A 22568-nucleotide genomic window follows, 5' to 3' on the forward strand; every position below is an offset into this window, starting at 1 on the left:
ATTGCATGCATGCTGAAATCTGGCACAACCCGGCCTGTGGGACCTCGCGCAACACGCTTGCCTTGATCCGCCATGCCGGGATCGAACCGGTGATCGTCGACTACCTGCAGTCGCCACCCGACATGGCGCGCCTGCGCCAGGCAATTCACGATGCCGGTCTGTCCGTGCGTGATGCGATCCGCAGCAAGCAACCGGAATACGTGGCGCAGGGATTGGACGACATGTCGTTATCCGACGACCGGTTACTCGGTGCCATGCTCGCTACGCCGGTTCTGATCAACCGGCCGTTCGTGTTCACGCCACTTGGTACACGTTTGTGCCGGCCTGATTCGTCGCTGGTGCTGGAGATTCTGCCGCCATGCGAAACACCCTTCGCCAAGGGTGAGGAGCCGCGCTAGTCGATGCCCTATCGGCATCGGCTGCGGCTCCGAACGCACGACCATGGAGGGCCGGGCCGGTGTGTCATCAAGCCTATATGTGTCGCCAAGGATGGCGGCCGTGAACTCGCTGACCGCTACTTTCCGATCCGCGCCAGCATCGCGCGCAGCCCGGCCTGTGTGTCCGGCTGCATCCATGCCGCCACGAAGCGCGACAGGTCGATGCGCTCGGGCTGCAACGCGGCGACCACGTCACGGCGGGCGATACGCCGGGTTTCCAGCACCGGTCCGCGTGGCAGTTGCAGCAAGCCTTCCAGCCAGACCCGCGCGCGGGTGGCAACCTCGTCTATGCCGGTCAGTTCATCCACCAGGCCGATCGCAAGTGCTTCGGTCGCCTCTACAAGTGCACCGCTGACCAACAGGCGCTCGGCACGATGCGGGCCGACCACGCGGGCGAGCAGCGACTGGATGCCTTCCGGCGCCACCAGGCCGACCTGGGTCTCGTTCAAACCGATCCGATACGGCCCATCGGCCATCACCCGGTAGTCGCAACAAAGCGCCAGCACGCAGCCGCCGGCGGGCGAGTGCCCGGCAAGCGCCGCCGCCACCGGCACCGGGCAGTTGGCGAGCGCGCGTGCAGCGCCAAAGAAGTCATTCCACGCCGACAGCAGCGCGTCGTGGTCGTTGCCCAGCGAGAGCAGAAAAGGCACATCGAGCCCCGCCGAAAACACCTTGGGTCCGCCGGCCAGCACGATGCCGCGTGCGCCGTTGGCAACCGCGTCCGCGATAGCCGAGGTCAATGCCTGGCACAGCGATGGATCCAGCGCATTGACCGGCGCACGCGCCAGGCGCAGTTCGTGAATATCGCCATGGATGGTGGTTTCGACGAGTGGCATGCGTGTATTCCGGTGGGGATGGACAATCGTTATCATAGGCGCATGAACATTCGTACCGGAATTGCGCTACTGCTGTTGTCCCTGTCATTGTCCGCCTGCGCGCGCGATTGCGCACCGCAGGTGAAGGATGGCTGGATCCGCCTGGTCCCAGGCGGCATGCCGATGCACGCCGGCTTCGGCCGCATCGACAATGCCTGCCCGATGCCAGCCACGATCATCAGTGCCAGCAGTCCGGCTTACGGTAGTGTGGAGTTGCACGAATCGAAGGTGGTCGATGGCATCAACCGCATGCGCCAGCTGCCGGAACTGCGGATTGCCCCTGAAGGCGCGGCCGTACTCAAGCCGGGCGGCATGCACCTGATGCTGATGCAGCCGAAAGCAACACTAAAGGAAGGCAGCCGGGTGGCGATCGAGTTCAAGCTCAAGGACGGTCGAACCGTGCTGGGCGAGTTCGAGGTGCGCAAGCCGGCGCTGTGAACGAAAAAAGGGGACGGAGGTAATTAAGGTGCGCCTTAACTACCTCGGTCCCCTTTTTTGGCCTCGTTGCTACCGCAACGCCTTCAACACCAAGTCCGGCAAAGCAATCGGCCGGCCCGTCGCACGATCAATCCACACCGTCACCACATGCCCGTCGGCGTGTAGCACGCTGCCATCCGTGGACCGGATGCGGTGGCCAACAGTGAGGCTGGTAGTACCGATGTGCTGCGCGAACAGCTCCACGATGATCGATGCCGGATAGTCGATCGGCGCGCGATAGTTGAGCTGCACCGCGGCCAGCAATGGCGCGATGGCATCGTTGACCCACTGCCCGTCAAAGGTCTCAAACCAGCAGATTCGGGCTTCCTCGAGATAGGTCAGGAAGTTGGAATTGTTGACGTGGCCGAATGCGTCCAGGTCGCGCCAGCGCGGTTCGATGGCGTGCTGGAACAGTACGCTTGGATCCTTGTCGGCATCGCTCATGGCTCGACCTTCAGGCGGGGTAATTTGGCAGTCTTCGAGGTCTTCGAGGTCTTGCCGGGCTTGGTGACGGGCTTGCTGGTTTTTGCGTCTGGCTTGGAGATGCCGAGCACGCGTGCCAGGAATTGCCCGGTATGCGAGCGCGGCTCTTTCGCCAGATCCTCAGGCGTACCCTGGGCGATGATCTCGCCGCCGCGATGGCCGCCTTCAGGGCCCAGATCGATGACCCAGTCCGCAGTCTTGATCACATCCAGGTTGTGTTCGATGACGACAATCGTGTTGCCGTCGTCGCGCAGTTTGTGCAGCACGGCCAGCAGATGCTCGATGTCGTGGAAATGCAGGCCGGTAGTGGGCTCGTCGAGGATGTACAGGGTGCGCCCGGTATCGCGACGGCTGAGTTCCTTCGACAGCTTCACGCGCTGCGCCTCACCGCCGGACAGCGTGGTCGCCGACTGGCCCAGCTTGATGTAGCTCAGGCCGACATCCATCAGTGTTTCGAGCTTGCGGGCGATGCTTGGCACTGGCTGGAACAGCTCCAGTGCATCTTCCACAGTCATGTCCAGCACTTCGTGGATGTTGTATCCCTTGTAGCGGATGTCCAGCGTCTCGCGGTTGTAGCGCTTGCCATGGCAGACGTCGCAGGGCACGTACATGTCGGGCAGGAAATGCATCTCGACCTTGATCAGGCCATCGCCCTGGCAGGCCTCGCAGCGGCCGCCACGCACGTTGAAACTGAAGCGACCAGGCGCGTAGCCGCGCGCGCGCGATTCAGGCACTTGCGCGAACAGCTCGCGCAGCGGGGTGAACAAGCCGGTGTAAGTTGCGGGATTGGATCGCGGTGTGCGCCCGATCGGCGACTGGTTGATATCGACCACCTTGTCGAACAGATCCAGTCCGTGCACCTCGCGAAATGGTGCCGGCGTATGCGAGGCGCCGTTGATCTCGTTTGCGGCCAGCGCGTACAGCGTGTCGTTGATCAGGGTCGACTTGCCGGAACCGGATACGCCTGTGATCGCGGTAAACAGGCCGGACGGAATCTCGAGGTCGACATCTTTCAGATTGTTGCCATGCGCGCCCTTGAGCGTGAGCAACATCTTCCGGTTCACTGGATGCCGGTGCGCCGGAATTTCGATCTGCTTGCGGCCGGACAGGTAGTCGCCTGTCAGTGAGCGCGGCGCGTTCAGCAGATCCTCGAACTGGCCTTGCGCCACCACTTCACCACCATGCACGCCCGCACCCGGGCCGATGTCGACGATGTGGTCGGCCAGTCGGATCGCCTCCTCATCGTGCTCGACCACGATCACGGTATTACCGAGATCGCGCAGGCGGGTGAGGGTGCCGAGCAGGCGTTCGTTGTCGCGCTGGTGCAGGCCAATACTGGGCTCGTCGAGCACGTACATCACGCCGACCAGGCCGGCGCCGATCTGCGATGCCAGCCGGATGCGCTGTGCTTCGCCGCCGGACAGGCTGTCTGCCTTGCGTTCCAGGGTCAGGTAGTCGAGCCCGACATCGACCAGGAAACTCAACCGTTGGCGGATTTCCTTGACGATCTTGCTGGCGATTTCGCCGCGCCAGCCGGACAGGGTCATCGAGCCGAAGAATGACAATGCGGCATCGATTGGCATCGTGGAAATTTCGGGCAGCGGCTTGTCGGCGACGAACACATTGCGCGACGCGCGGTTCAGGCGCGCACCACCGCATTCCACGCAAGGACGCTCGCTGACGTATTTCGACAGCTCCTCGCGCACGGCCGAGGATTCTGTTTCGCGGTAGCGGCGCTCGAGGTTCGGCAGGATGCCTTCGAACTTGTGTTTGCGCTGGCTGCGGCCGCCGGCTTCGGTGACGTAGTTGAAGGTGATCAGTTCGCCACTACTGCCGTAAAGCACATGCTTCCGGTCAGCCTCGAGCATGTCCTGCCATGGCGTGTCCAGGCTGAAGCCATAGTGCTTGGCCAGCGACTGGATCAACTGGAAGTAGTAGATGTTGCGCCTATCCCAGCCGCGCACCGCGCCGGCCGCCAGCGACAGTTCCGGATGCACGACCACACGCGAAGGGTCGAAGAATTGCGAGACGCCGAGACCGTCGCATTCGGGACAAGCACCAACCGGCGAGTTGAACGAGAACAGGCGCGGCTCGAGTTCGGGCAGCGAGTAGTCGCAGACCGGGCAGGAATACTTGGACGAGAACAACAGTGGCGCGCGCTCGGATTGATCCATGGACTGGACGATCGCCATGCCGTCGCCGAGCTTGAGCGCGGTCTCGAAGGATTCGGCCAGGCGCTGCTTGATCTCTTCGCGCGGCTTGAAGCGGTCGATCACTGCTTCGATGGTGTGCTTCTGCCGCAGCGCCAGGGTTGGCACCGCGTCGATCTCATGCAGTACGCCGTTGACGCGCACGCGCACATAGCCCTGCGCGCGCAGCTGGTCGAATACCTGCACATGCTCGCCCTTGCGCTCGCGGACCACCGGCGACAGCAGCATCCAGCGCTGTTCGGCCAGCGCCGGGTCGGCTTCCATCGCCAGTACCTGGTCGACCATCTGGCTGACGATCTGCGCTTCCAGCGGGAAATGGTGGTCAGGACAGCGCGGGGTGCCGACGCGCGCGTAAAGCAAACGCAGGTAGTCGTAGATTTCGGTGATGGTGCCGACGGTCGAGCGCGGGTTGTGGCTGGTCGATTTCTGTTCGATCGAGATCGCCGGGCTGAGCCCTTCGATATGGTCGACGTCGGGCTTGTCCATCACGCTCAGGAACTGCCGCGCATACGCCGACAGCGACTCGACATAGCGGCGCTGGCCTTCGGCATAAATCGTGTCGAACGCCAGCGAGGACTTGCCGGAGCCGGACAGGCCGGTGATCACGATCAACTTGTCGCGTGGCAGGTCGAGGTCGATGTTCTTGAGGTTGTGCGTCCGTGCACCGCGGATGCGGATGGTGTCCATCGCCATCGGAAATGTGTCTCTATTGGGTGAGGGGCCCGGCATTCGGCTGGGCAACAGGGCAGGGTACCCAGCCGCTGATTTGGGGGCAAATGGCGGGATTGCCAGCGGGCTCCAGGAGGGCGTCGTGGGTTGGGCATATGGTGCCGAGCGGGCCAAGGATGGCCCGCGCCCGCTGCATCAGTCCTGGACGACTGGATAAAGCGGCGGCGCCATATGCCCAACCCACGACGGCCGGTCATGAAATCGAGGCAGTTGACCCTAACCCGCTGAATCCTCTACAATTCCGCTCCTGTCCGGCCTCGATGCCGTGCAGGGACAAGAATAACTACAGAATCCATCAAGTCAGGAATCACCAACATGTACGCAGTTCTAGTGACTGGCGGTAAGCAATACCGCGTGATGCAGGGCGAAAAGCTCCGTGTCGAAAAGCTCGAAGTCGATGCCGGCAGCGAGATCACCTTTGACAACATCCTGCTGCTCGGCGACTCCGACGGTATCAAGCTGGGCGACGCGCTGAAGGGCGCGACCGTAGGCGCCAAGGTTGTTGGTCATGGCCGTGCGGACAAGATCCGCATCGTCAAGTTCCGCCGCCGCAAGCATCATCGCAAGCAGATGGGCCACCGGCAGCATTACACCGAAATCGAGATCACCGGGATCAGTGGTTCCGGCGACAAGAACGACTCAAAGAAGAACTAAGGAGACGCAGTCATGGCACATAAAAAAGCTGGTGGTTCGTCCCGTAACGGCCGCGACTCCAACCCGAAATACCTCGGCGTGAAGATCTATGGCGGCCAGGCGATCGAAGCCGGCAACATCATCATCCGTCAGCGCGGTACCCAGTTCCACCCGGGCATGGGTGTCGGCCTTGGCCGCGACCACACCCTGTTCGCGCTGATCGCCGGCAAGGTGGAGTTCACCGTCAAGGGTCCGAAGAAGCGCCGCACGGTCAACGTCGTCACCACCGCGTAAGCGCCGGACGACGTATCGCGAAGAGCCCCGCTTCGGCGGGGTTTTTCGTTTGCGAGGCCCATGCTTCTTATTCACTTCATCCAACACTGCGACAATCCCCTCATGAAACTCGTCGACGAAGCAGAAATTACCGTAACCGCAGGCAATGGCGGCAATGGCTGCATTGGCTTCCGCCGCGAGAAATTCATCCCGCTCGGCGGCCCGGATGGCGGTGACGGCGGCAATGGCGGTGACGTCTGGGTGCAGGCCGACGAGAATCTCAATACCCTGGTCGACTTCCGCCACCAGCGTAACTTCAAGGCGCAGCGGGGCGAGAACGGCATGGGTCGGCAGATGTACGGCAAGGCCGGCGAGGACAACGTGATCACGGTGCCCATTGGCACTGTCATCCACAATGTCGATACCGACGAAGTGATTGGCGACCTGACTGCCCACGGTGAGCGCATGCTGGTTGCGCATGGTGGCAAGGGCGGCCTCGGCAACATGCACTTCAAGAGCTCGGTCAACCGCAGTCCGCGGCGAGCCACGACCGGTGAGGAAGGCGACGAGCGCACGCTGAAGCTCGAACTCAAGCTGCTGGCTGATGTCGGCCTGCTCGGCTTCCCGAACGCGGGCAAGTCGACTTTCGTTCGTGCGGTATCGGCGGCAACGCCAAAAGTGGCCGACTATCCGTTCACCACGCTGTATCCGAATCTTGGCGTGGTCAGCGTGGAGCCGGGCCGCAGTTTCGTGATCGCCGACATTCCCGGCCTGATAGAAGGCGCGGCGGATGGCGCCGGCCTGGGCAGCCAGTTCCTGCGCCATGTGCAGCGCACGCGTTTGCTGCTGCATCTGGTGGATCTGGCACCGATGGAAGGCGGCATCGAAGCATCGCCTGCCGAGCAGGTGCGTGCGATCGAGCATGAACTGCGCAAGTACGACCCGGGCATGCTCGAAAAGCCGCGCTGGCTGGTGCTGAACAAGGCAGATCTGCTGTTCGAGGACGAGGCGCGCGAAGCTGCTGAAGCGGTGGTCCGCGAGCTCGGTTGGGACCAGCCCTGGTACATGGTTTCGGCGATCGGCCGCGACGGCACCTGGCCGATCATGCTGGCGGTGCAGGCGTTCTTCGACCGATTGCGTGAAGAAGCGCTGGAGGCCGAACAGGCGGCACAGCCTTTTGATGCTGGCAACGATGCTTGAGGCAAGCATGCAGTTCGCGAAAAACCCGGCCATGGCCGGGTTTCGTGCTTCCAACATCCGCATCCGCTACGTAACGAATGCGCGCCTACCGATAGCGGGCACGACAAAATCAGACGCAACGAAAAGCCCGGCCGGAGCCGGGCTTCAAGCACATCCCGCCGAGGCGGGAGAGCGATCAGGCGGCCGCGAGGGCCTTGATGCGTGCGGTCAGGCGGGACTTGTGACGAGCCGCCTTGTTCTTGTGGATCAGACCGCGGGCAGCGAACCTGTCGAGCAGCGGCTGGGCGCTGGCGAAGGCTTCGGTGGCAGCGGTGGCGTCATTGGCGTCGAGCGCCTTGATCACCTTCTTGACGGCGGTACGCAGCATGGAGCGCTGGGCGACGTTGCGGGCATTGCGCACGACGGTCTGCTTGGCGCGCTTCTTTGCGGACTTGATATTGGCCACTACGGGAATCCTGGGTTGATTCTGCTGAAAGCAGTCGTACTTGGGGCTGAAAGGAACGGCTGCTGGCAGGACTGCCAACAATCGAATGAGTCTGGTAGACCCGAAATTATGGCGGATTCAATGGCTTGGGTCAACAACTCCAACTGCATCGGATGTAGGCGGGCATGACCGCGCCGACCACCCCGCCGGGCACACCGCCAACCAACTCGGCGTCCGGCAAGGGTGGGCGCAGCATGGCCCGCGGGATTGCCTCGTTCGCCAGCATGACCATGCTCAGCCGGGTATTCGGCCTGGTCCGCGACATCAGTTTCAGCACCGTATTCGGCGCTGGCTGGATGACCGATGCGTTCTGGGTCGCGTTCCGCATCCCCAATTTCATGCGCCGGTTGTTTGCGGAAGGCTCATTTTCGACTGCCTTCGTACCGGTTTTCACCGAACTCAAGGAAAAAGGCACGCACGCGCAATTGCGTGAACTGGTCGCGCGCACTGCCGGCACCCTGTCCGCCGTCCTTTTGCTGATCACCGCACTGGGGATGCTCGGCGCGCCGTGGCTGGCTGATGCGTTCTCCAACAACGTGCGACCTGAACCCGGCCAGCACCAGCTCATCGTCGACCTGCTGCGACTGACCTTCCCGTTCCTGATGTTCGTTTCGCTCACCGCGCTCGCCGCGGGTGCGCTGAACAGCTTCCATCGCTTCGGCTTGCCAGCGTTGACACCGGTGATCCTCAACCTGTGCATGATTGCCGGGGCATGGTGGGGCTCGCGCCTGACCGATCCGCCGATCATGGCGATGGGCTGGGCGATCCTCATCGCAGGCTTGCTGCAACTGCTGTTCCAACTGCCGCAAATGGCGAAACTCGACCTGCTGGTACTGCCGCGCTGGGGTTGGAACCACGCCGGCGTGCGCAAGGTGATGCGACTGATGGTCCCGACCCTGCTCGGCTCGTCGGTGGCACAGATCAACCTGCTGTTCGACACCTTCATCGCTGCGCTGCTGGTGCAGGGCTCGCAAACCTGGCTGTCGCAGGCTGATCGGTTCCTGGAATTGCCGCTGGGCGTTTTCGGCATAGCCTTGGGCACTGTGATCCTGCCAACGTTGTCGCGCCACCACGTCAATACCGACCGCGCCGCGTTCTCGCGCTCGCTGGACTGGGGCTTGCGCACCACCCTGATCATAATCGTGCCGGCGATGTTCGGGCTGATGCTGCTCAGCGAACCGCTGGTCGCCACCGTGTTCCAGCATGGCAAGTTCCAGGCCTTCGACACCCGCATGACCGCGTTGTCGGTATTCGGCCTCAGCTTCGGGCTGCCGGCGTTCGCCTTGGTGAAGACCGTGCTGCCGGCGTTCTACGCGCGCCAGGACACCCGAACTCCGGTGCGGGCCGGTGTGGCGGCGCTCATCGCCAACATGCTGTTCAACCTGCTGTTGCTCGCCTTGCTGTTCCAGATATGGGTGCCAGAGGCCGACAAGGCGCAAGGCACGATGTCGGCGTTGGCGCATGTCCCCGGCCTGCATTTCGCGCTTGGCCTGGCCAGTGCACTGTCCAGCTACCTGAATCTCGTGCTGCTGTGGCGCTGGCTGCGCAAGGCAGATGTCTACGATCCGCAGCCGGGTTGGACGCGCTTTCTGGTGCGCGCCGGGATCGCCAATCTGGTGATGGTTGCGGCGCTGTTGGCGGGCCTGCAACTGGCACCCAGCTTCACCGAGGTCAGCGCCTGGACGCGGATCGTGTGGCTGGGCGTGCTGGTGGCGGGCGGCGGCCTGGTCTATGGCATCGCGATGCTGGGGCTGGGCTTCCGCCCGCGTGACTTCCGCGAACACTGACGCCAGCCCACTGACCAAGCGCGCGCGACGCGGCCATGTTGCACCGCAGCTATACTGCGCGATCATCATGAAGAACCTGTTTCGCGACGCCAGCTCCTCGTCGGAGCGTGCTGGGCCACTGTGCCCACAAGGCAGCGTGGCTTGCATCGGTGCCTTCGATGGCCTGCACCTGGGTCATCGCGCATTGGTCGGCCGCGCTGTGTCGCGTGCGCGTGAGCTGGATATTTCTTCAGTGGCGGTGAGCTTCGAACCACTGCCGCGCGAATTTTTCGCTCGCGATGCCAAGCCTCCACGACTGATGTTGCCGCGCGTAAAGGCCGAAGGCTTGTTCGCACTGGGTTGCGACCAGGTCGGATTGTTGCGTTTCAACGCCAGGCTGGCGTCGATGCAGGCCGAGGATTTCGTCCGCCAGTTGCTGGTGCAGCGATTGAATGTGCGCGAAGTGTGGGTGGGTCCAGACTTCCGCTTCGGCAAGGGTCGCATCGGCGATCTCGACCTGTTGCAGACGATGGGCCGCGAATTGGGCTTCAGCGCGCACGTGATCGAACCTGTACTCAACAACGGTGAACGTGTCTCCAGCACCCGCATCCGCGCTGCACTGGCAAGCGGAAATTTCGACACTGCAACACGTCTGCTGGGCCGGCCGTATGCCATCGGCGGGCACGTGGTGCATGGCAAGCAACTCGGCCGCACCCTGGGCTATCCGACCGCCAACCTGCGCTTCGGCGGCAAGACCCCGGCCTTGTGCGGCATCTACGCAACCTGGGTGCATGGCGTGGGTGACATGCCGTGGCCTTCGGTATCGAGCTTCGGCACGCGGCCTACGGTCGACGGTATCGAGCCACTGCTCGAAGCGCATCTATTCGATTTCGATGCGGACCTGTACGGCCAGCGCATTGATGTGGAATTCGTCGCCCGCTTGCGCGATGAAGAAAAATTCGACGGCCTGCCGGCGCTGGTGGCGCAGATGCATCTTGATGACGCGCAGGCGCGTGGCATCCTCCTTCAACACACAGCACAGCGAGCCATCGCGTGACCGAATCTAGTTCTACAAAGAGCAGTGATAACCCCTACAAGGCCACGATCCTGTTGCCGGACACAGCCTTCCCGATGCGCGGCGACTTGCCCAAGCGCGAGCCGGAGGCGCTGGCGCGCTGGGAGGCCGATGGCCTGTACGCACAGATTCGCGAAGTGACGAAAGGCCGCCCGCAGTTCGTGCTGCATGACGGCCCGCCGTACGCCAACGGCGCGATCCATCTCGGTCATGCCGTCAACAAGATCCTCAAGGACATCATCGTCAAGTCGAAGACGGTAGCCGGTTTCGATGCGCCGTATATCCCGGGTTGGGATTGCCACGGCCTGCCAATTGAGATCGCGATCGAAAAGAAATTCGGCAAAGTGGGCGTCAAGCTCGATGCAGTCGAGTTTCGCAAGCAATGCCGCGATTACGCCAATGCGCAGATCGACGTGCAGCGTCGCGACTTCAAACGGCTCGGCGTGCTCGGCGATTGGGAAAATCCATATCGCACACTCGATTTCAAGTTCGAGGCCGATGAGATCCGCGCGCTGGCCAGGATCGTCGACAACGGCCATCTGCTGCGTGGCGTGAAGCCGGTCCATTGGTGCTTCGATTGTAGTTCGGCACTGGCCGAAGCCGAGATCGAATACCAGGACAAGCTGTCGCCCGCAGTCGATGTCGCCTACAACGCACGTAGCCCGCAGGCGGTGACGCGTGCGTTCGGCAGTGAGTTGCCGGAAGACATCGACGTCGCGATGCCGATCTGGACCACCACGCCGTGGACGCTGCCGGCATCGCTGGCGATTAGCCTGGGCGCCGAACTCGATTACGTGCTGGTTGAAGGACCGGCACAGAACGGCCACCGCCGTTGGCTGGTAATCGCGGAAGCATTGGCTGCGAAGGCACTGCAGCGCTACGGCGTGGAGGAGGTGGTCGTGCATGGGCGTGCGCAGGGCGAGAAACTCGAAGGCATGCTGTTCGCGCATCCGTTCTATGCCGAGCGCGATATCCCGATCCTGCTTGGCGACCACGTCAGCGACGAGGACGGCACCGGCGCCGTACACACCGCGCCCGGCCATGGCCAGGAAGACTTCGCGGTCAGTCAGCAGTACGGACTGGTCGAAAAGTACAGCGCAGCGCAACTCAATCCGGTCGATGGGCGTGGCGTCTATCTGCCATCAACGCCGCCTGCGGGCGACACTGAACTCGCTGGCCTGCATGTGTGGAAGGCGAACGATGTGCTGGTGGACGCGTTGCGTGCCAACGGCCACCTGCTCGCGTTCTCCAAACTCAACCACAGCTATCCGCATTGCTGGCGGCACCGGACGCCGGTGGCGTTCCGCGCGACGCCGCAGTGGTTCATCTCGATGGACCAGGCGAACCTGCGCCGCGATGCAATTGCAGCGATCGAAACCGTTACCTGGTACCCCGCATGGGGCAAGGCGCGCATCGCCGGCATGATCGAGGGGCGACCCGATTGGTGCATCAGTCGCCAACGTACCTGGGGCGTGCCGATTACCTTGTTCGTGCATCGCGAAACCGGCGAGCCGCATCCGCGCAGTGTCGAACTGATGCGCGAAGTGGCCGATCGCGTCGAACGCGAAGGCGTGGACGTCTGGTATTCGCTGGATGCCGCCGAACTGCTTGGCGACGAAGCATCCAGTTACGACAAGATCACCGACATCCTCGATGTCTGGTTCGATTCCGGCGTCACCCATGAAACCGTGCTGGTGGAACGTGGCCTCGGCAAGCCGGCAGATCTCTATCTGGAAGGTTCCGACCAGCATCGTGGCTGGTTCCAGTCGTCCTTGCTGACCGGCGTCGCGATGGACAAGGCGGCGCCTTATCGGCAATGCCTGACGCACGGTTTTACCGTGGACGAACACGGTCGCAAGATGTCGAAGTCACTCGGCAATGGCATCGAGCCGCAGGACATCATGAAGACGCTGGGCGCGGATATCCTGCGCCTGTGGATCGCTTCGGCCGACTACAGCAACGAGATGTCGCTGTCGCAGGAAATCCTCAAGCGCAACGCCGATGCCTACCGCCGCATCCGCAATACCGCGCGCTTTCTGCTCGGCAACCTGCACGGCTTCGATCCGACGCGCGACCTGCGCCCGCTTGATGACATGGTCGTGCTGGATCGCTGGATCGTGCATCGCGCTTGGCAGGTGCAGGAACAGATCGCGGCTGCATATGCGAACTACGACTTCGCCGCGGTGGTGCAGGCGCTGATGAACTTCTGCAGCGTCGACCTCGGTTCGCTGTATCTGGATGTCACCAAGGATCGCCTGTACACGATGCCGGCTGACTCGCGCGGGCGCCGCAGTGCGCAGTCGGCGATGTACCGAATCGCCGAGGCCTTCGTGCGCTGGATCGCGCCGGTGCTGAGCTTCACCGCCGACGAGATGTGGTCGTATATCCCGGGCGCGCGCGCGGGCAACGTGCTGTTCGCGACCTGGTACGACGGCCTGGCGCCACTGCCCCATGATGCCGCGCTGTCTGCCAAGGACTTCGATAACCTGCTGGCCCTGCGCGAGCAGATGTCCAAGGTGCTGGAGCCGATGCGTGCGGCCGGCGAGATTGGTGCTGCGCTGGAAGCGGAAATCGAATTGCGCTGCGGCGTGTCCGACCAGAACTGGTTGGCGCCGTTCGTCGATGAGCTGCGCTTCCTGCTGATCAGTGGCGATGTGCGGATCGTGCCGGATGCCAACACCAATACGATTGTCGTGTCCGCGAAGGCCACCACCAAGCCCAAGTGTCTGCGCTGCTGGCACTACCGCGAAGACGTGGGCACGCACGCCGAGCATCCGCAGCTATGTGGACGTTGCATTGGAAACATTGAGGGGCAGGGCGAAGACCGGAGATGGTTCTGATGTCGCCCGTTAAACCTAACGCACTGCCCTGGCTCGGACTTTCCGCATTGGTGCTGGCACTCGACCAGTGGAGCAAGGCCTGGGTGCTCAAGACGCTGCCCGAGCATGTGCCGGTGCCGGTGATCGACGGCTTCTGGAACTGGTATCGCACATACAACACCGGCGCGGCCTTCAGTTTTCTGGCCGATGCCGGTGGCTGGCAGAAGTGGTTCTTTGTCACACTGGCGTTCGCGATCAGCGGCCTGATGGCGTGGATGCTTTCGCGCACGCGGCGCCGCGACTGGCGTTCCGCATTCCCGCTGGCACTCGTGGTCGGTGGCGCAATCGGTAACGTGATCGACCGCATCGTGCATGGGCATGTGATCGATTTCGTGCAGTGGTATGTCGGTGAACACTACTGGCCGGCATTCAACATCGCCGATTCTGCGGTGGTTTGCGGTGCGATCGGGATTGGCTTGTTCGGCCTGCTGTCAGGCAAGCCCAAGCATTCGGGTCGATAATCACGGCATGGACGTCCTGCTCGCCAATCCTCGTGGTTTCTGCGCCGGTGTCGACCGCGCGATCGAAATCGTCAAGCGCGCGCTCGAAACCCTCGGCGCACCGATCTACGTGCGTCACGAAGTCGTGCACAACCGCTTCGTGGTCGATGACCTGAAGGCGCGCGGCGCGGTGTTCGTCGAAGAACTCGATGAGGTCCCGGATGGCGCGACGGTCATCTTCAGCGCACATGGCGTATCCCAGGCGGTGCGCAACGAGGCGGATCGGCGCGGATTGAAGGTGTTCGATGCGACCTGTCCGCTGGTCACCAAGGTGCACCTGGAAGTCGCGCGCCAGTGCCGCAACGGCCGCGACATGGTGCTGATCGGCCATGCCGGGCATCCCGAAGTCGAAGGCACCATGGGTCAGTGGCGAACCTTCAAGGAACCGGGTGAAGGCGAGTCAGGACAGATCTATCTGGTCGAAGACATCGAGGGTGTGGCCACGATTGAAATCGCGCAGCCGGACAATGTTGCCTACACCACCCAGACCACGCTGTCAGTGGACGACACCCGCCACATCATCGCCGCGCTCAAGGCGAAATATCCTGCGATGCAGGGGCCAAAGAACGACGACATCTGCTACGCCACCCAGAACCGCCAGGACGCGGTGCGCGAATTGACCGCGCAGTGCGACCTGGTGCTGGTGGTGGGTTCGCCGAACAGTTCAAATTCCAACCGCCTGCGCGAACTCGCCGAGCGCGAGGGCGTTCTGGCCTACCTGATCGACGGCGCCGACGAGATCGACCCTGCCTGGGTGGCCGGGAAACGCAGCATCGGGGTCACCGCCGGGGCTTCAGCACCGGACGTGCTGGTCCGGGGCGTACTGGCGCGCCTGCATGCGCTGGGCGCCGCAAGCGTGCGTGAATTGCATGGCGAGCCGGAGAACATGGTGTTCGCCCTGCCCAAGGAGTTGCGCCTGCAGCTGGTGGACTGAGCCGCTAGCGGCTAGAATTGCGCGCCACGCCGGAATAGCTCAGTTGGTAGAGCGGCGCATTCGTAATGCGTAGGTCGTAGGTTCGATTCCTATTTCCGGCACCATTAAATCGATCAACAGCCCGGAGGGCAGGCCATGGACGAGATTTCGCTAGAGGACCTGGCTCTTCTGGACGTACTTAAACGAATCGATCAAGGCGTCGAGTTGGTGCACGGTGACACCGCCATCAGGCAGCGCATGGTGGAAAGCGGACTGATCGAAGACGATGTCGACGGGCTGCGCCTCACCACCGCGGGCATCGAGTTGTGCAAGTCGCTGCAGCATCGCGTGGCCGCCGACGCGCAGGTTGAGAAGATCATGCAGAAACGTGCGGTTTCCGAAGTCTCGACTGCAGTCTCCGACGTCTCGACGAATGGCGCGCAAAAGGCGACTGCGAAGGCTGATCAGCCAGCAGCGGCAATACCTCACCCAAGCCTGTAACTCTGTAATTACAACAATTGCCGCCTGCTGTCCCGAAGGTTAGCTCTGGATTGGCCCGCTATCGACGGGTTTTCCGTAAATTACCAATCGCGCAAGCATTGGCGAAGCTCGATAGCATCATTGGCCAATGGCTCTGCATGGCTATCGCGTGCCAGCATTGCCGCAAGCGCAGCCGACAATGGCACCTCTGTGCCAATCAAGGGCTCGACGACCTCCGGGAACTTGGCCGGATGCGCGGTGGCCACAACGCACCAGTCGCCATCAGCGCCGCGTTGGCGCAGGCGCTGCAGCACGGCGAGGGCGCAGGCGGTATGCGGGCAGATGGTTTCGCCAAACCGCACGTACGCATCTACGATGGTTTTGCGGATGTCGGCATCGTCGACGCTGTCGGCGCTGACGGCCGCACGCAACGCGGCATCGTCCGGATACAGCCATTGCAGGCGCTCGAAGTTGTTGGGCGCGCCGACGTCCATGGCATTGGCCAAGGTAGCTACCGTTGGACGTGGCTGATAATCGTGACCGGCGAAGAACCGTGCCAGACCGTCATTAGCGTTGTTGGCCAGCACCACCTCGCCAATCGGCAGGCCGCAGCGTCTAGCGAGCAGGCAAGCGACCGCATTGCCGAGGTTTCCGGTCGGCACCACGATATTGAGTGGGCGGCCGGTCGCACGCCAGTGGCTTAGCGCGGCGTGCGCGTAATAGGCCATCTGCGGCAGCAGGCGGCCGATGCTGATGCTATTGGCGGATCCGAGTGGAATTTCTTGGCGGAAGCCGGCATCGCCCAACACGTCCTTGGCCAGGCGTTGGCAGTCATCGAAACTGCCCTCGACCCGGAACGCACGCACGTTGTCGCCGAAGCAGCCCAGCTGATGCGCTTGGCGTGGAGATACACGGCCATCCGGATACAGGATCGCGACGCGCACGCCCGGCTTGCCATGGAAGGCCGCGCCGACTGCAGCACCGGTGTCGCCCGAGGTGGCAACGATTATCGTCAGTGGTTTTTCGCCCTGCGGCAGCGCCGCCAGGCAGGCGGCCAGGAAGCCCGCGCCGTAGTCCTTGAACGCGGCGGTGGTGCCATGAAACAGCTCAAGGATGTAGTCGTCAGCCGTGCCGAATGGGCGCAATGGTGGTTCGACCGCGAACGCGGTGCGGCAGATGTCATGCAACGACGCTTCGAGTGCATCGCCAGCGAAGAATGGTTGCAGCAGTCGATGAGCGACATCGACCAGCGTGTTGTCGGATGCGAAGTCGTCTGGCGTGAACGTCGGGAACGCTTCGGGCATATACAGCCCGCCGTCAGGTGCGGGACCTGCCGCAATTGCACTGCTGACGTTCACTGCCGGCGCGATGCCGCGCGTGCTGACCTGCTTCAGGACGGCGTGGCTCATGCGAGCACGCTGGCGGCGGGACCAGCGATCGGGCTGACGTGCACGTCGCTGGCAAATCCTGCAGCAGTGAATGCGGCGGACATCGATATGCCTGCCAGTTCGGCAGCGTCGTGATCTTCGAACCAGGCGAACACGCTGGGACCAGCACCGGAAATGCTGGCGCCCATCGCATCAGCATCCAGCGCTGCTTTTTTCACTTCGGCGAAGCCTGTGATCAGTGGCGCGCGACGCGGTTCCACCAATACATCGTCCAGCCCGGCGCGGACCAGCGCTGCATCGCCACGCTCGCAACCCAGTAGTACCTGCGCCAGCTGCGCGCTTTGCGCGACGAATTCGCGCAGCGCATACGTACCAGCCAGCGCTTCGCGCGCACGTCTCGTTTCCAGCACGGCATGCGGATGCACGACCACGCAATGCCAACTTGCCGGCACATCGATGCGGGTCATGCGTTCGGCAGTGGCCAACACCAGCCCGCCCAGCAGCATCGGGCCGACGTTGTCGCCATGCAGGCCACCACTGGCGACCGCTTCACCGGCCAATGCGTGCGGATACAGCGCATGCACATCCAGCGGCGCATCCAGCAATGCATTCGCGGCGACCAGTGCGGCGACGCATGAGGCTGCAGAACCACCAAGGCCGGATCCCAGTGGAATCCCCTTGTCGAGTTCGACCTCGAACCCGAACGGCAGCTCCAGCAATGCGCGCAGCGAGATCAGCGCCGCGCCTGCGGTGTTGCGCTCGGCCTCCAGCGGCAGGTCGGTGACCGTGCCGCGAATCGCAGTGATGCGCACGGTAGGTTCGTCGATGCGGCGCACCGTGGCGATATCGCCGATGCCGGTGATGCTGTGGCCGATGATGTCGAAGCCGACGCCGATGTTGCCGACCGAGCCGGGCGAGAAGGCACGCGCGGTGGCTCCATTCATTGCACTCACAGGCGTGCTCCCAGGCTTGATGCCAAGCGCAGCAGGTCGGAGAACACGCCAGCGGCGGTTACGTCCGGTCCGGCGCCGGGACCCTGCACGACCAGCGGATTGTCGCGATAGCGATGAGTGGTGAATTGCACGCAGTTGTCGGTCAGTCGCAGGTGGGCGAAGGCATGGTCGTTCGGCAATTCCTGCAGTGTAACCTTGGCATTTCCATTGGCTTCCAGGCGCGCCACGTATCGAAGTACACAGCCCTTGGCACGCGCGGCATCCAGGGCAGCCTGCATCGGTGCATCCAGTGCAGCCAGTCCGGCCATGAACGCGTCACGGTCGGCATCACGCAGGGTATCGGGGACCAGTCCCTGCACCTGTACGTCGGCCAATGACAATGACAGGCCAGCTTCGCGCGCCAGGATGACAAGTTTGCGAGCCACGTCCATGCCGGACAGGTCGTCGCGCGGATCTGGTTCGGTATAGCCCAGAGCGTGTGCCTCGCGCACTAGTTCGGAGAAGGGCGTGCTACCATCGAACTTGTTGAACAGCCAGGCCAGCGTGCCGGAGAGAATGCCGTCGATGGCAATGAGCTCATCGCCGGTATCCAGCAGATCGCGCAAGGTAGAGATCACCGGCAAGCCCGCGCCTACGGTCGCTTCGTAGCGGAATCGCGCGCCGCCATGCGTGCGCGCCTCGCGGATCGCGCTGTAGCGTTCCAGCGGTCCGGCGCCGGCCTGCTTGTTGGGCGTGATCACGTGAATGCCGGCCGCCAGCCATGCCGGATAGTGCTCGGCCACCGTATTGCTGGCGCTGCAGTCGACGATGACCGCGTGTGGCATGTGGGTGTCGAGCAGGTGCGTACCCAGGGCAGCCAAGTCGGTGGTGACGGGCTCGGCCTGCATGCGCACGCGCCATTCCTCGCTGCCACGAAACTCGCAATGCCAGGTCTTGCTGCTGGTGGCCAGCGCGCGCAAACGCAGGTCGAGATTGGCATCCCGGCGCAGTCGCGGCAGCGCGGCCTGTAGCTGGTCGAGCAGGGCGGCGCCCACATTGCCTGGACCGATTACCGCCAGGGCAATGGTCTGCGGCGACAGCCAGAACGCCGCATGTGCGGCGCGCAGCGCGCGGGTCGCCTCGCTTGTTGCAATCGCGACGGAGATGTTGCGTTCCGATGCGCCCTGCGCGATCGCACGGATATTCACCCGTGCGCGCGCCAGTGCGCCAAACAACTGCGCAGCCACGCCCGGCGTTCCGGCCATGCGATCACCGACCGCGGCCAGCACGCAGATGCCATCGACCACCTGCACGCCCTGCACCTGGCCGCTGGCCAGTTCGCGCGAGAATGCGTCCAGTAACACAGCGTGCGCGCGTGCGGAATCGGGCTCGCGCACTACGGTGCAGATCGAATGTTCCGACGAACCCTGCGAAATCATGACCACCGAAATGCGCGCCGCATGCAGGGCGGCGAACACGCGCTCGGCAGTACCCGGCACACCGATCAGGCCAGCGCCTTCCAGACTGACCAGGGCCAGCGCGGAATTCAGGGTCAGTCCCTTCACCGGGCCGCTGGCATCACTGTCAGCACCTCCTTCCGCATCAATCCTGGTGCCTGCGAAACCGGGGTTGAAAGTGTTGCGGATCAACAGCGGCAGGCCGCGTGCCATCGCCGGGGTCATGGTCTGCGGGTGGATCACCTTGGCGCCGAAGTAGGCCAGCTCGCAGGCTTCCTGGTAGCTCAATGCAGGCAGCGACACTGCTTCCGGCACCAGTCGTGGATCGGCCGACAGCACGCCATCGACATCGGTCCAGATATGCACTTCGTCGGCATCGAACAGTGATGCGAAAATCGCGGCGGAAAAATCGCTGCCATTACGGCCGAGCACCATTGGCTGCCCGTCCGCATCGCTGGCGATGAAGCCGGTTACCACCACGCGAAGTTGCGGATTCGCCTGGCGCCATTCGGCCAGCCGTGCCGCGCTGGCGTCCCAGTCGACGATCGCGCCGAGTTCACCATGGCGCACGCGCAGGACCTCGCGCGCATCCAGCCGCGCATAGTCGCCACCGCGCTCGCGCAGGCAGGCATGCAGCAGATGGGAGGACAGGATTTCGCCCATGCCATGGATGCGCGCCAGCGCGGCATGGCCAGGCTGGCGTAACAGGGCGATCGCGCGCAACACGTCGTCGAGTTCCTGGAACTGCTGGTCCAGCCATTGCCGTGTGGCGTGGCTGTCTTCGAGCAAGGCTTCAGCGGCTTCGACGTGGCGTTGGCGCAAGTTGGCAAGCGCCGCTTGCCAGTCGTCGCCGCACGCGGCGGCATCGCCAATCGCAATAAACGCATCGGTCACGCCATGCATGGCTGAAACCACGACGGCGTGCCGGGGTTCATCGGCTGCCAGCATCAGCTCGCCGACATGGCGGATGCGACCGGCATCGGCCAGCGAACTGCCGCCGAACTTGTGCACGCGGCAATCCACGCCTGCAGTGCTGGCGGGCGAATCCTGGGGAGTGTCCTGCAACGGTGGTGCGTCCATCGAGCCTCCGTAAGAGGCCCCGCATCGCATCAGGGGAGGGCTTGAAGCGGCCCGCCTCTGTCGAGGTGCGGGGCCGGGTGGATGTCTTATCCGCGCATGACCGACCGCACCGGGCTTGTACCGGTGGTAATGGTCGTAGTCATGGTCACGCGAATGTGCATGGCTGCACTGTGCTGCAGTGCAGCGAAGGCTGTCAAGAGGGCGGGGTAGCGGCCTCGTCCGAACGCGAAACAACCAGCGCAGTCGCGGTCATGTCGGCAGTGACATTGCCCACCGTGGCCAGCACGTCGGGGATCGCATCTACCGCCATCAGCAACACCAGGGGTGCGACCGGCAGGCCCATCGCCTGTGACACCGGCAAGTTGGTGGCGATGAAGATCGCCTGGCCGGGCAGGCCGACCGAGCCCATGCTGACCAGCACCGACAGGGCGATGCCGGTGATCAACTGGGTCGTGGTGAGGTCGATGCCAAGTGTCCATGCGATGAAGCTTGCGGTGGCGATGTACTGGATCGGCGATGTGATCCGGAACAGCGAGACCGCCATCGGCAACACCAGCGCGGACACCCGTTGCGGCCAGCGCATGCGCCCGTCTGCGTTTTCCAGCATTGCCGGCAATGTGGCCAGCGAGGATTGCGTGCTCGCCGCCACGGCCTGCACCGGTGCCAGCCCGGACATGAAATGGCCTAGGTTCTGACGGCCCACCATTACCGCCACCATGACTAGCAACACGATGGCGAGCAGGTACAGCGCGCATTCCAGCAGTATGTAAATTCCGAGTGCCTGCAGCATGCCGATGCCGGAGCGTGCGGTCAGTGCCAGCACCAGCGCGAAGATGCCGACCGGCGCGGCCCACAGCACCCAGCGCACGATCACGATCATCGCGTCGCTGACGGCCTGGAAGAAACCGACAACGCGTGCGCGCGGTTCGGCATCGATGCGGGTCAGCGCGAAACCAAAGAACAGCGCGAAAGTCACCAGAGGCAACATCGCGCCCGCAGCGGCAGCAGCCACCGCATTGCTGGGGACGATCGCGGTCAGCGCATCCGCCCAGCCACCGGTGACGACCGGAAGTTCGGCTTCATGGCCACGCAATGCCGCGGCCACCGCGGGATCGGGCTGCAGTTGCGAAAGGATCAGTGGCGCCAGCACCGCGGTCATCACCGCCGCGGCGGTGAGCAAGATGATGAAGATGAGGATTGCGCGCCGCGCGACCCGTCCGGACTGCGCGGCGTCGCTGGCCTGGTTCACGCCGACGATGACAAGTGCCAGCACCAGCGGCACCACAGTCATTTGCAACGCGTTGAGCCAGAGCTTGCCGAACGGCTGCACGATGTCGGCAGTGCGGATGGCCAGTGGCGTATCCAGCCATGCCAGCAGGATGCCGAGCACGATGCCGGCGACCAGGCCGGCCATCACGCGTTTGGTCTGGCTCATCGTGCGTGCTCCGTGCTGGTGATCTGTGGCAGCTTCCATGCGTCGCGCAGCTGCGTGTACTGGGCTTGCGGAAGTTGCACGAACACCGGCTTGCGCTTCTCGTCCAGCCACATCAGCAGGGCATCCATGCTGGCTGGTGCCATCGCGGTGCAACCTGCAGTGGTGCTGTCCGGCGCGGCCCACAGATGGGCGAAGATGCAACTGCCGGCATTGCGGATATTGGCGGCATTGTGCTCGATCACGAAGCCCTCGCGATAGCGCTGGTCGCCATTGGCATGGATGTCGCGGCGCATCGGCTCGGTGGACTGATCTAGCCCTGCGGCCTTTACCAGACCGCGATCGATGATCTGGTTGTAGTAGGCCGAATCCGGCACGTCGATGCACCAGTCGTTGATGCCCATCGCCTTGTAGTCCAGCCCGGTGCGGGCATTGTTCGCATAGCCGAACGCGGGACCGATCGCGAACACACCTGCGGGCGCCTTGCCATCGCCCTCGCGCTTGACCGGTCCATCGCCGTGTTCGGCGTTCAGGCCGATGCCCCAGGCAACGCCGGTGCGCCCGACCACAATGGAACTGGCGTCGCCTACTTGCTTCCAGCCATTTGCGTCGCGCTCATAGCGACGCAGTTCGCCACTGGTGCTGTCCCAATCGGCGGTGGTGACCAGCACCATCTGGCTTGCATTGGCCCAATGGTGCGCGTCGCTGTCTGCGTGGTTCGCTGGAACGTGAGTGCACGCCGTTGCCAGCAACATGGGCAACAGGAAGGATGCGGTCCGGCGGATCGGCATGGTCAGGTTCCGGATGGAAGAGGAATGGTGGAGAAGAGGCAATGGCGGCAAGCATGCGCGCGATACGGTCACCC

At 63.4% G+C, this 22568-nt stretch carries 20 protein-coding genes and 1 tRNA gene; 12 read left to right on the forward strand and 9 right to left on the reverse strand.

The window, feature by feature from the left end; translation table 11 throughout:
* The first annotated feature begins 5 nt into the window (after nucleotides 1-5).
* The gene (arsC, locus tag PSV05_RS06770) at nucleotides 6-398 is read left to right on the forward strand and encodes an arsenate reductase (glutaredoxin) (protein WP_300063435.1); all 393 of its coding nucleotides are present in this window, start codon (nucleotides 6-8) and stop codon (nucleotides 396-398) included.
* Nucleotides 399-514: 116 nt separating this feature from the next.
* On the opposite strand, the gene PSV05_RS06775 is transcribed toward arsC, so the two are convergent.
* Nucleotides 515-1273 carry an enoyl-CoA hydratase/isomerase family protein gene (locus PSV05_RS06775; protein ID WP_300063438.1) on the reverse strand — a complete coding sequence of 253 codons (759 nt, stop codon included), beginning with the start codon at nucleotides 1271-1273 and terminating at the stop codon, nucleotides 515-517.
* 42 nt (nucleotides 1274-1315) lie between these two features.
* Between PSV05_RS06775 and PSV05_RS06780 the strand changes: the two genes are divergently transcribed.
* Complete coding sequence (locus PSV05_RS06780) at nucleotides 1316-1750, forward strand: copper chaperone PCu(A)C (RefSeq protein ID WP_300063441.1); 435 nt, start codon at nucleotides 1316-1318, stop codon at nucleotides 1748-1750.
* Between the two features lie 69 nt (nucleotides 1751-1819).
* Here the strand turns inward: PSV05_RS06780 and PSV05_RS06785 are convergent, their stop codons facing one another.
* Complete coding sequence (locus PSV05_RS06785) at nucleotides 1820-2233, reverse strand: thioesterase family protein (protein WP_300063444.1); 414 nt, start codon at nucleotides 2231-2233, stop codon at nucleotides 1820-1822.
* Nucleotides 2230-5175, reverse strand: coding sequence for an excinuclease ABC subunit UvrA (uvrA, locus tag PSV05_RS06790; protein WP_300063447.1), 2946 nt, complete (start codon nucleotides 5173-5175; stop codon nucleotides 2230-2232). The genes PSV05_RS06785 and uvrA overlap by 4 nt, the downstream gene beginning before the upstream one ends.
* Before the next feature lie 351 nt (nucleotides 5176-5526).
* Between uvrA and rplU the strand changes: the two genes are divergently transcribed.
* The 3 genes from rplU (at nucleotide 5527) to obgE (ending at nucleotide 7317) form a co-directional block, all read left to right on the forward strand.
* Nucleotides 5527-5865: a 50S ribosomal protein L21 gene (gene rplU, locus PSV05_RS06795; protein WP_300063450.1), complete on the forward strand. Its 339-nt coding sequence runs from the start codon at nucleotides 5527-5529 to the stop codon at nucleotides 5863-5865.
* 12 nt (nucleotides 5866-5877) lie between these two features.
* Nucleotides 5878-6138 carry a 50S ribosomal protein L27 gene (gene rpmA, locus PSV05_RS06800; RefSeq protein ID WP_300063453.1) on the forward strand — a complete coding sequence of 87 codons (261 nt, stop codon included), beginning with the start codon at nucleotides 5878-5880 and terminating at the stop codon, nucleotides 6136-6138.
* 102 nt (nucleotides 6139-6240) lie between these two features.
* Nucleotides 6241-7317 carry a GTPase ObgE gene (gene obgE / locus PSV05_RS06805; RefSeq protein ID WP_300063456.1) on the forward strand — a complete coding sequence of 359 codons (1077 nt, stop codon included), beginning with the start codon at nucleotides 6241-6243 and terminating at the stop codon, nucleotides 7315-7317.
* A gap of 175 nt (nucleotides 7318-7492) precedes the next feature.
* On the opposite strand, the gene rpsT is transcribed toward obgE, so the two are convergent.
* On the reverse strand, nucleotides 7493-7762 hold the full coding sequence (rpsT, locus tag PSV05_RS06810; protein ID WP_300063459.1) for a 30S ribosomal protein S20: 270 nt from the start codon (nucleotides 7760-7762) through the stop codon (nucleotides 7493-7495).
* 233 nt (nucleotides 7763-7995) lie between these two features.
* On the opposite strand from rpsT, the gene murJ reads away from it, so the two are divergent.
* The 7 genes from murJ to PSV05_RS06845 all read left to right on the forward strand — a co-directional run bounded on the left by murJ (nucleotide 7996) and on the right by PSV05_RS06845 (nucleotide 15435).
* A complete protein-coding gene (gene murJ / locus PSV05_RS06815; RefSeq protein WP_300065364.1) occupies nucleotides 7996-9588 on the forward strand; it encodes a murein biosynthesis integral membrane protein MurJ in 1593 nt (530 codons plus the stop codon).
* A gap of 67 nt (nucleotides 9589-9655) precedes the next feature.
* Entirely contained in the window at nucleotides 9656-10624 is a 969-nt protein-coding gene (locus PSV05_RS06820) for a bifunctional riboflavin kinase/FAD synthetase (RefSeq protein WP_300063462.1), read from the forward strand.
* Between the two features lie 74 nt (nucleotides 10625-10698).
* Nucleotides 10699-13482: an isoleucine--tRNA ligase gene (gene ileS / locus PSV05_RS06825; RefSeq protein ID WP_300065366.1), complete on the forward strand. Its 2784-nt coding sequence runs from the start codon at nucleotides 10699-10701 to the stop codon at nucleotides 13480-13482.
* Nucleotides 13482-13982 carry a signal peptidase II gene (gene lspA, locus PSV05_RS06830; protein ID WP_300063465.1) on the forward strand — a complete coding sequence of 167 codons (501 nt, stop codon included), beginning with the start codon at nucleotides 13482-13484 and terminating at the stop codon, nucleotides 13980-13982. Before ileS ends, lspA begins: the two co-directional genes overlap by 1 nt.
* 7 nt (nucleotides 13983-13989) lie before the next feature.
* Nucleotides 13990-14955: a 4-hydroxy-3-methylbut-2-enyl diphosphate reductase gene (ispH, locus tag PSV05_RS06835; protein ID WP_300063468.1), complete on the forward strand. Its 966-nt coding sequence runs from the start codon at nucleotides 13990-13992 to the stop codon at nucleotides 14953-14955.
* Between the two features lie 28 nt (nucleotides 14956-14983).
* A tRNA-Thr gene (locus PSV05_RS06840) sits at nucleotides 14984-15059 on the forward strand.
* A 31-nt stretch (nucleotides 15060-15090) separates the two neighbouring features.
* A complete protein-coding gene (locus tag PSV05_RS06845) occupies nucleotides 15091-15435 on the forward strand; it encodes a hypothetical protein (RefSeq protein WP_300063471.1) in 345 nt (114 codons plus the stop codon).
* A gap of 80 nt (nucleotides 15436-15515) precedes the next feature.
* On the opposite strand, the gene thrC is transcribed toward PSV05_RS06845, so the two are convergent.
* From thrC to PSV05_RS06870, 5 genes are all read right to left on the reverse strand, one after another.
* On the reverse strand, nucleotides 15516-16808 hold the full coding sequence (gene thrC, locus PSV05_RS06850; RefSeq protein WP_300065368.1) for a threonine synthase: 1293 nt from the start codon (nucleotides 16806-16808) through the stop codon (nucleotides 15516-15518).
* Nucleotides 16809-16819: 11 nt separating this feature from the next.
* Nucleotides 16820-17746, reverse strand: coding sequence for a homoserine kinase (locus tag PSV05_RS06855; RefSeq protein WP_300063474.1), 927 nt, complete (start codon nucleotides 17744-17746; stop codon nucleotides 16820-16822).
* Nucleotides 17747-17751: 5 nt separating this feature from the next.
* The gene (gene thrA, locus PSV05_RS06860) at nucleotides 17752-20202 is read right to left on the reverse strand and encodes a bifunctional aspartate kinase/homoserine dehydrogenase I (protein ID WP_300065370.1); all 2451 of its coding nucleotides are present in this window, start codon (nucleotides 20200-20202) and stop codon (nucleotides 17752-17754) included.
* Nucleotides 20203-20464: 262 nt separating this feature from the next.
* Nucleotides 20465-21706, reverse strand: coding sequence for a dicarboxylate/amino acid:cation symporter (locus PSV05_RS06865; protein WP_300063477.1), 1242 nt, complete (start codon nucleotides 21704-21706; stop codon nucleotides 20465-20467).
* A complete protein-coding gene (locus tag PSV05_RS06870) occupies nucleotides 21703-22494 on the reverse strand; it encodes a hypothetical protein (protein ID WP_300063480.1) in 792 nt (263 codons plus the stop codon). The genes PSV05_RS06865 and PSV05_RS06870 overlap by 4 nt, the downstream gene beginning before the upstream one ends.
* Nucleotides 22495-22568: the final 74 nt, after the last annotated feature.

Origin of the sequence: Thermomonas sp. (genome assembly GCF_029945965.1) — a bacterium.
Classification (GTDB): Bacteria; Pseudomonadota; Gammaproteobacteria; order Xanthomonadales; family Xanthomonadaceae; genus Thermomonas.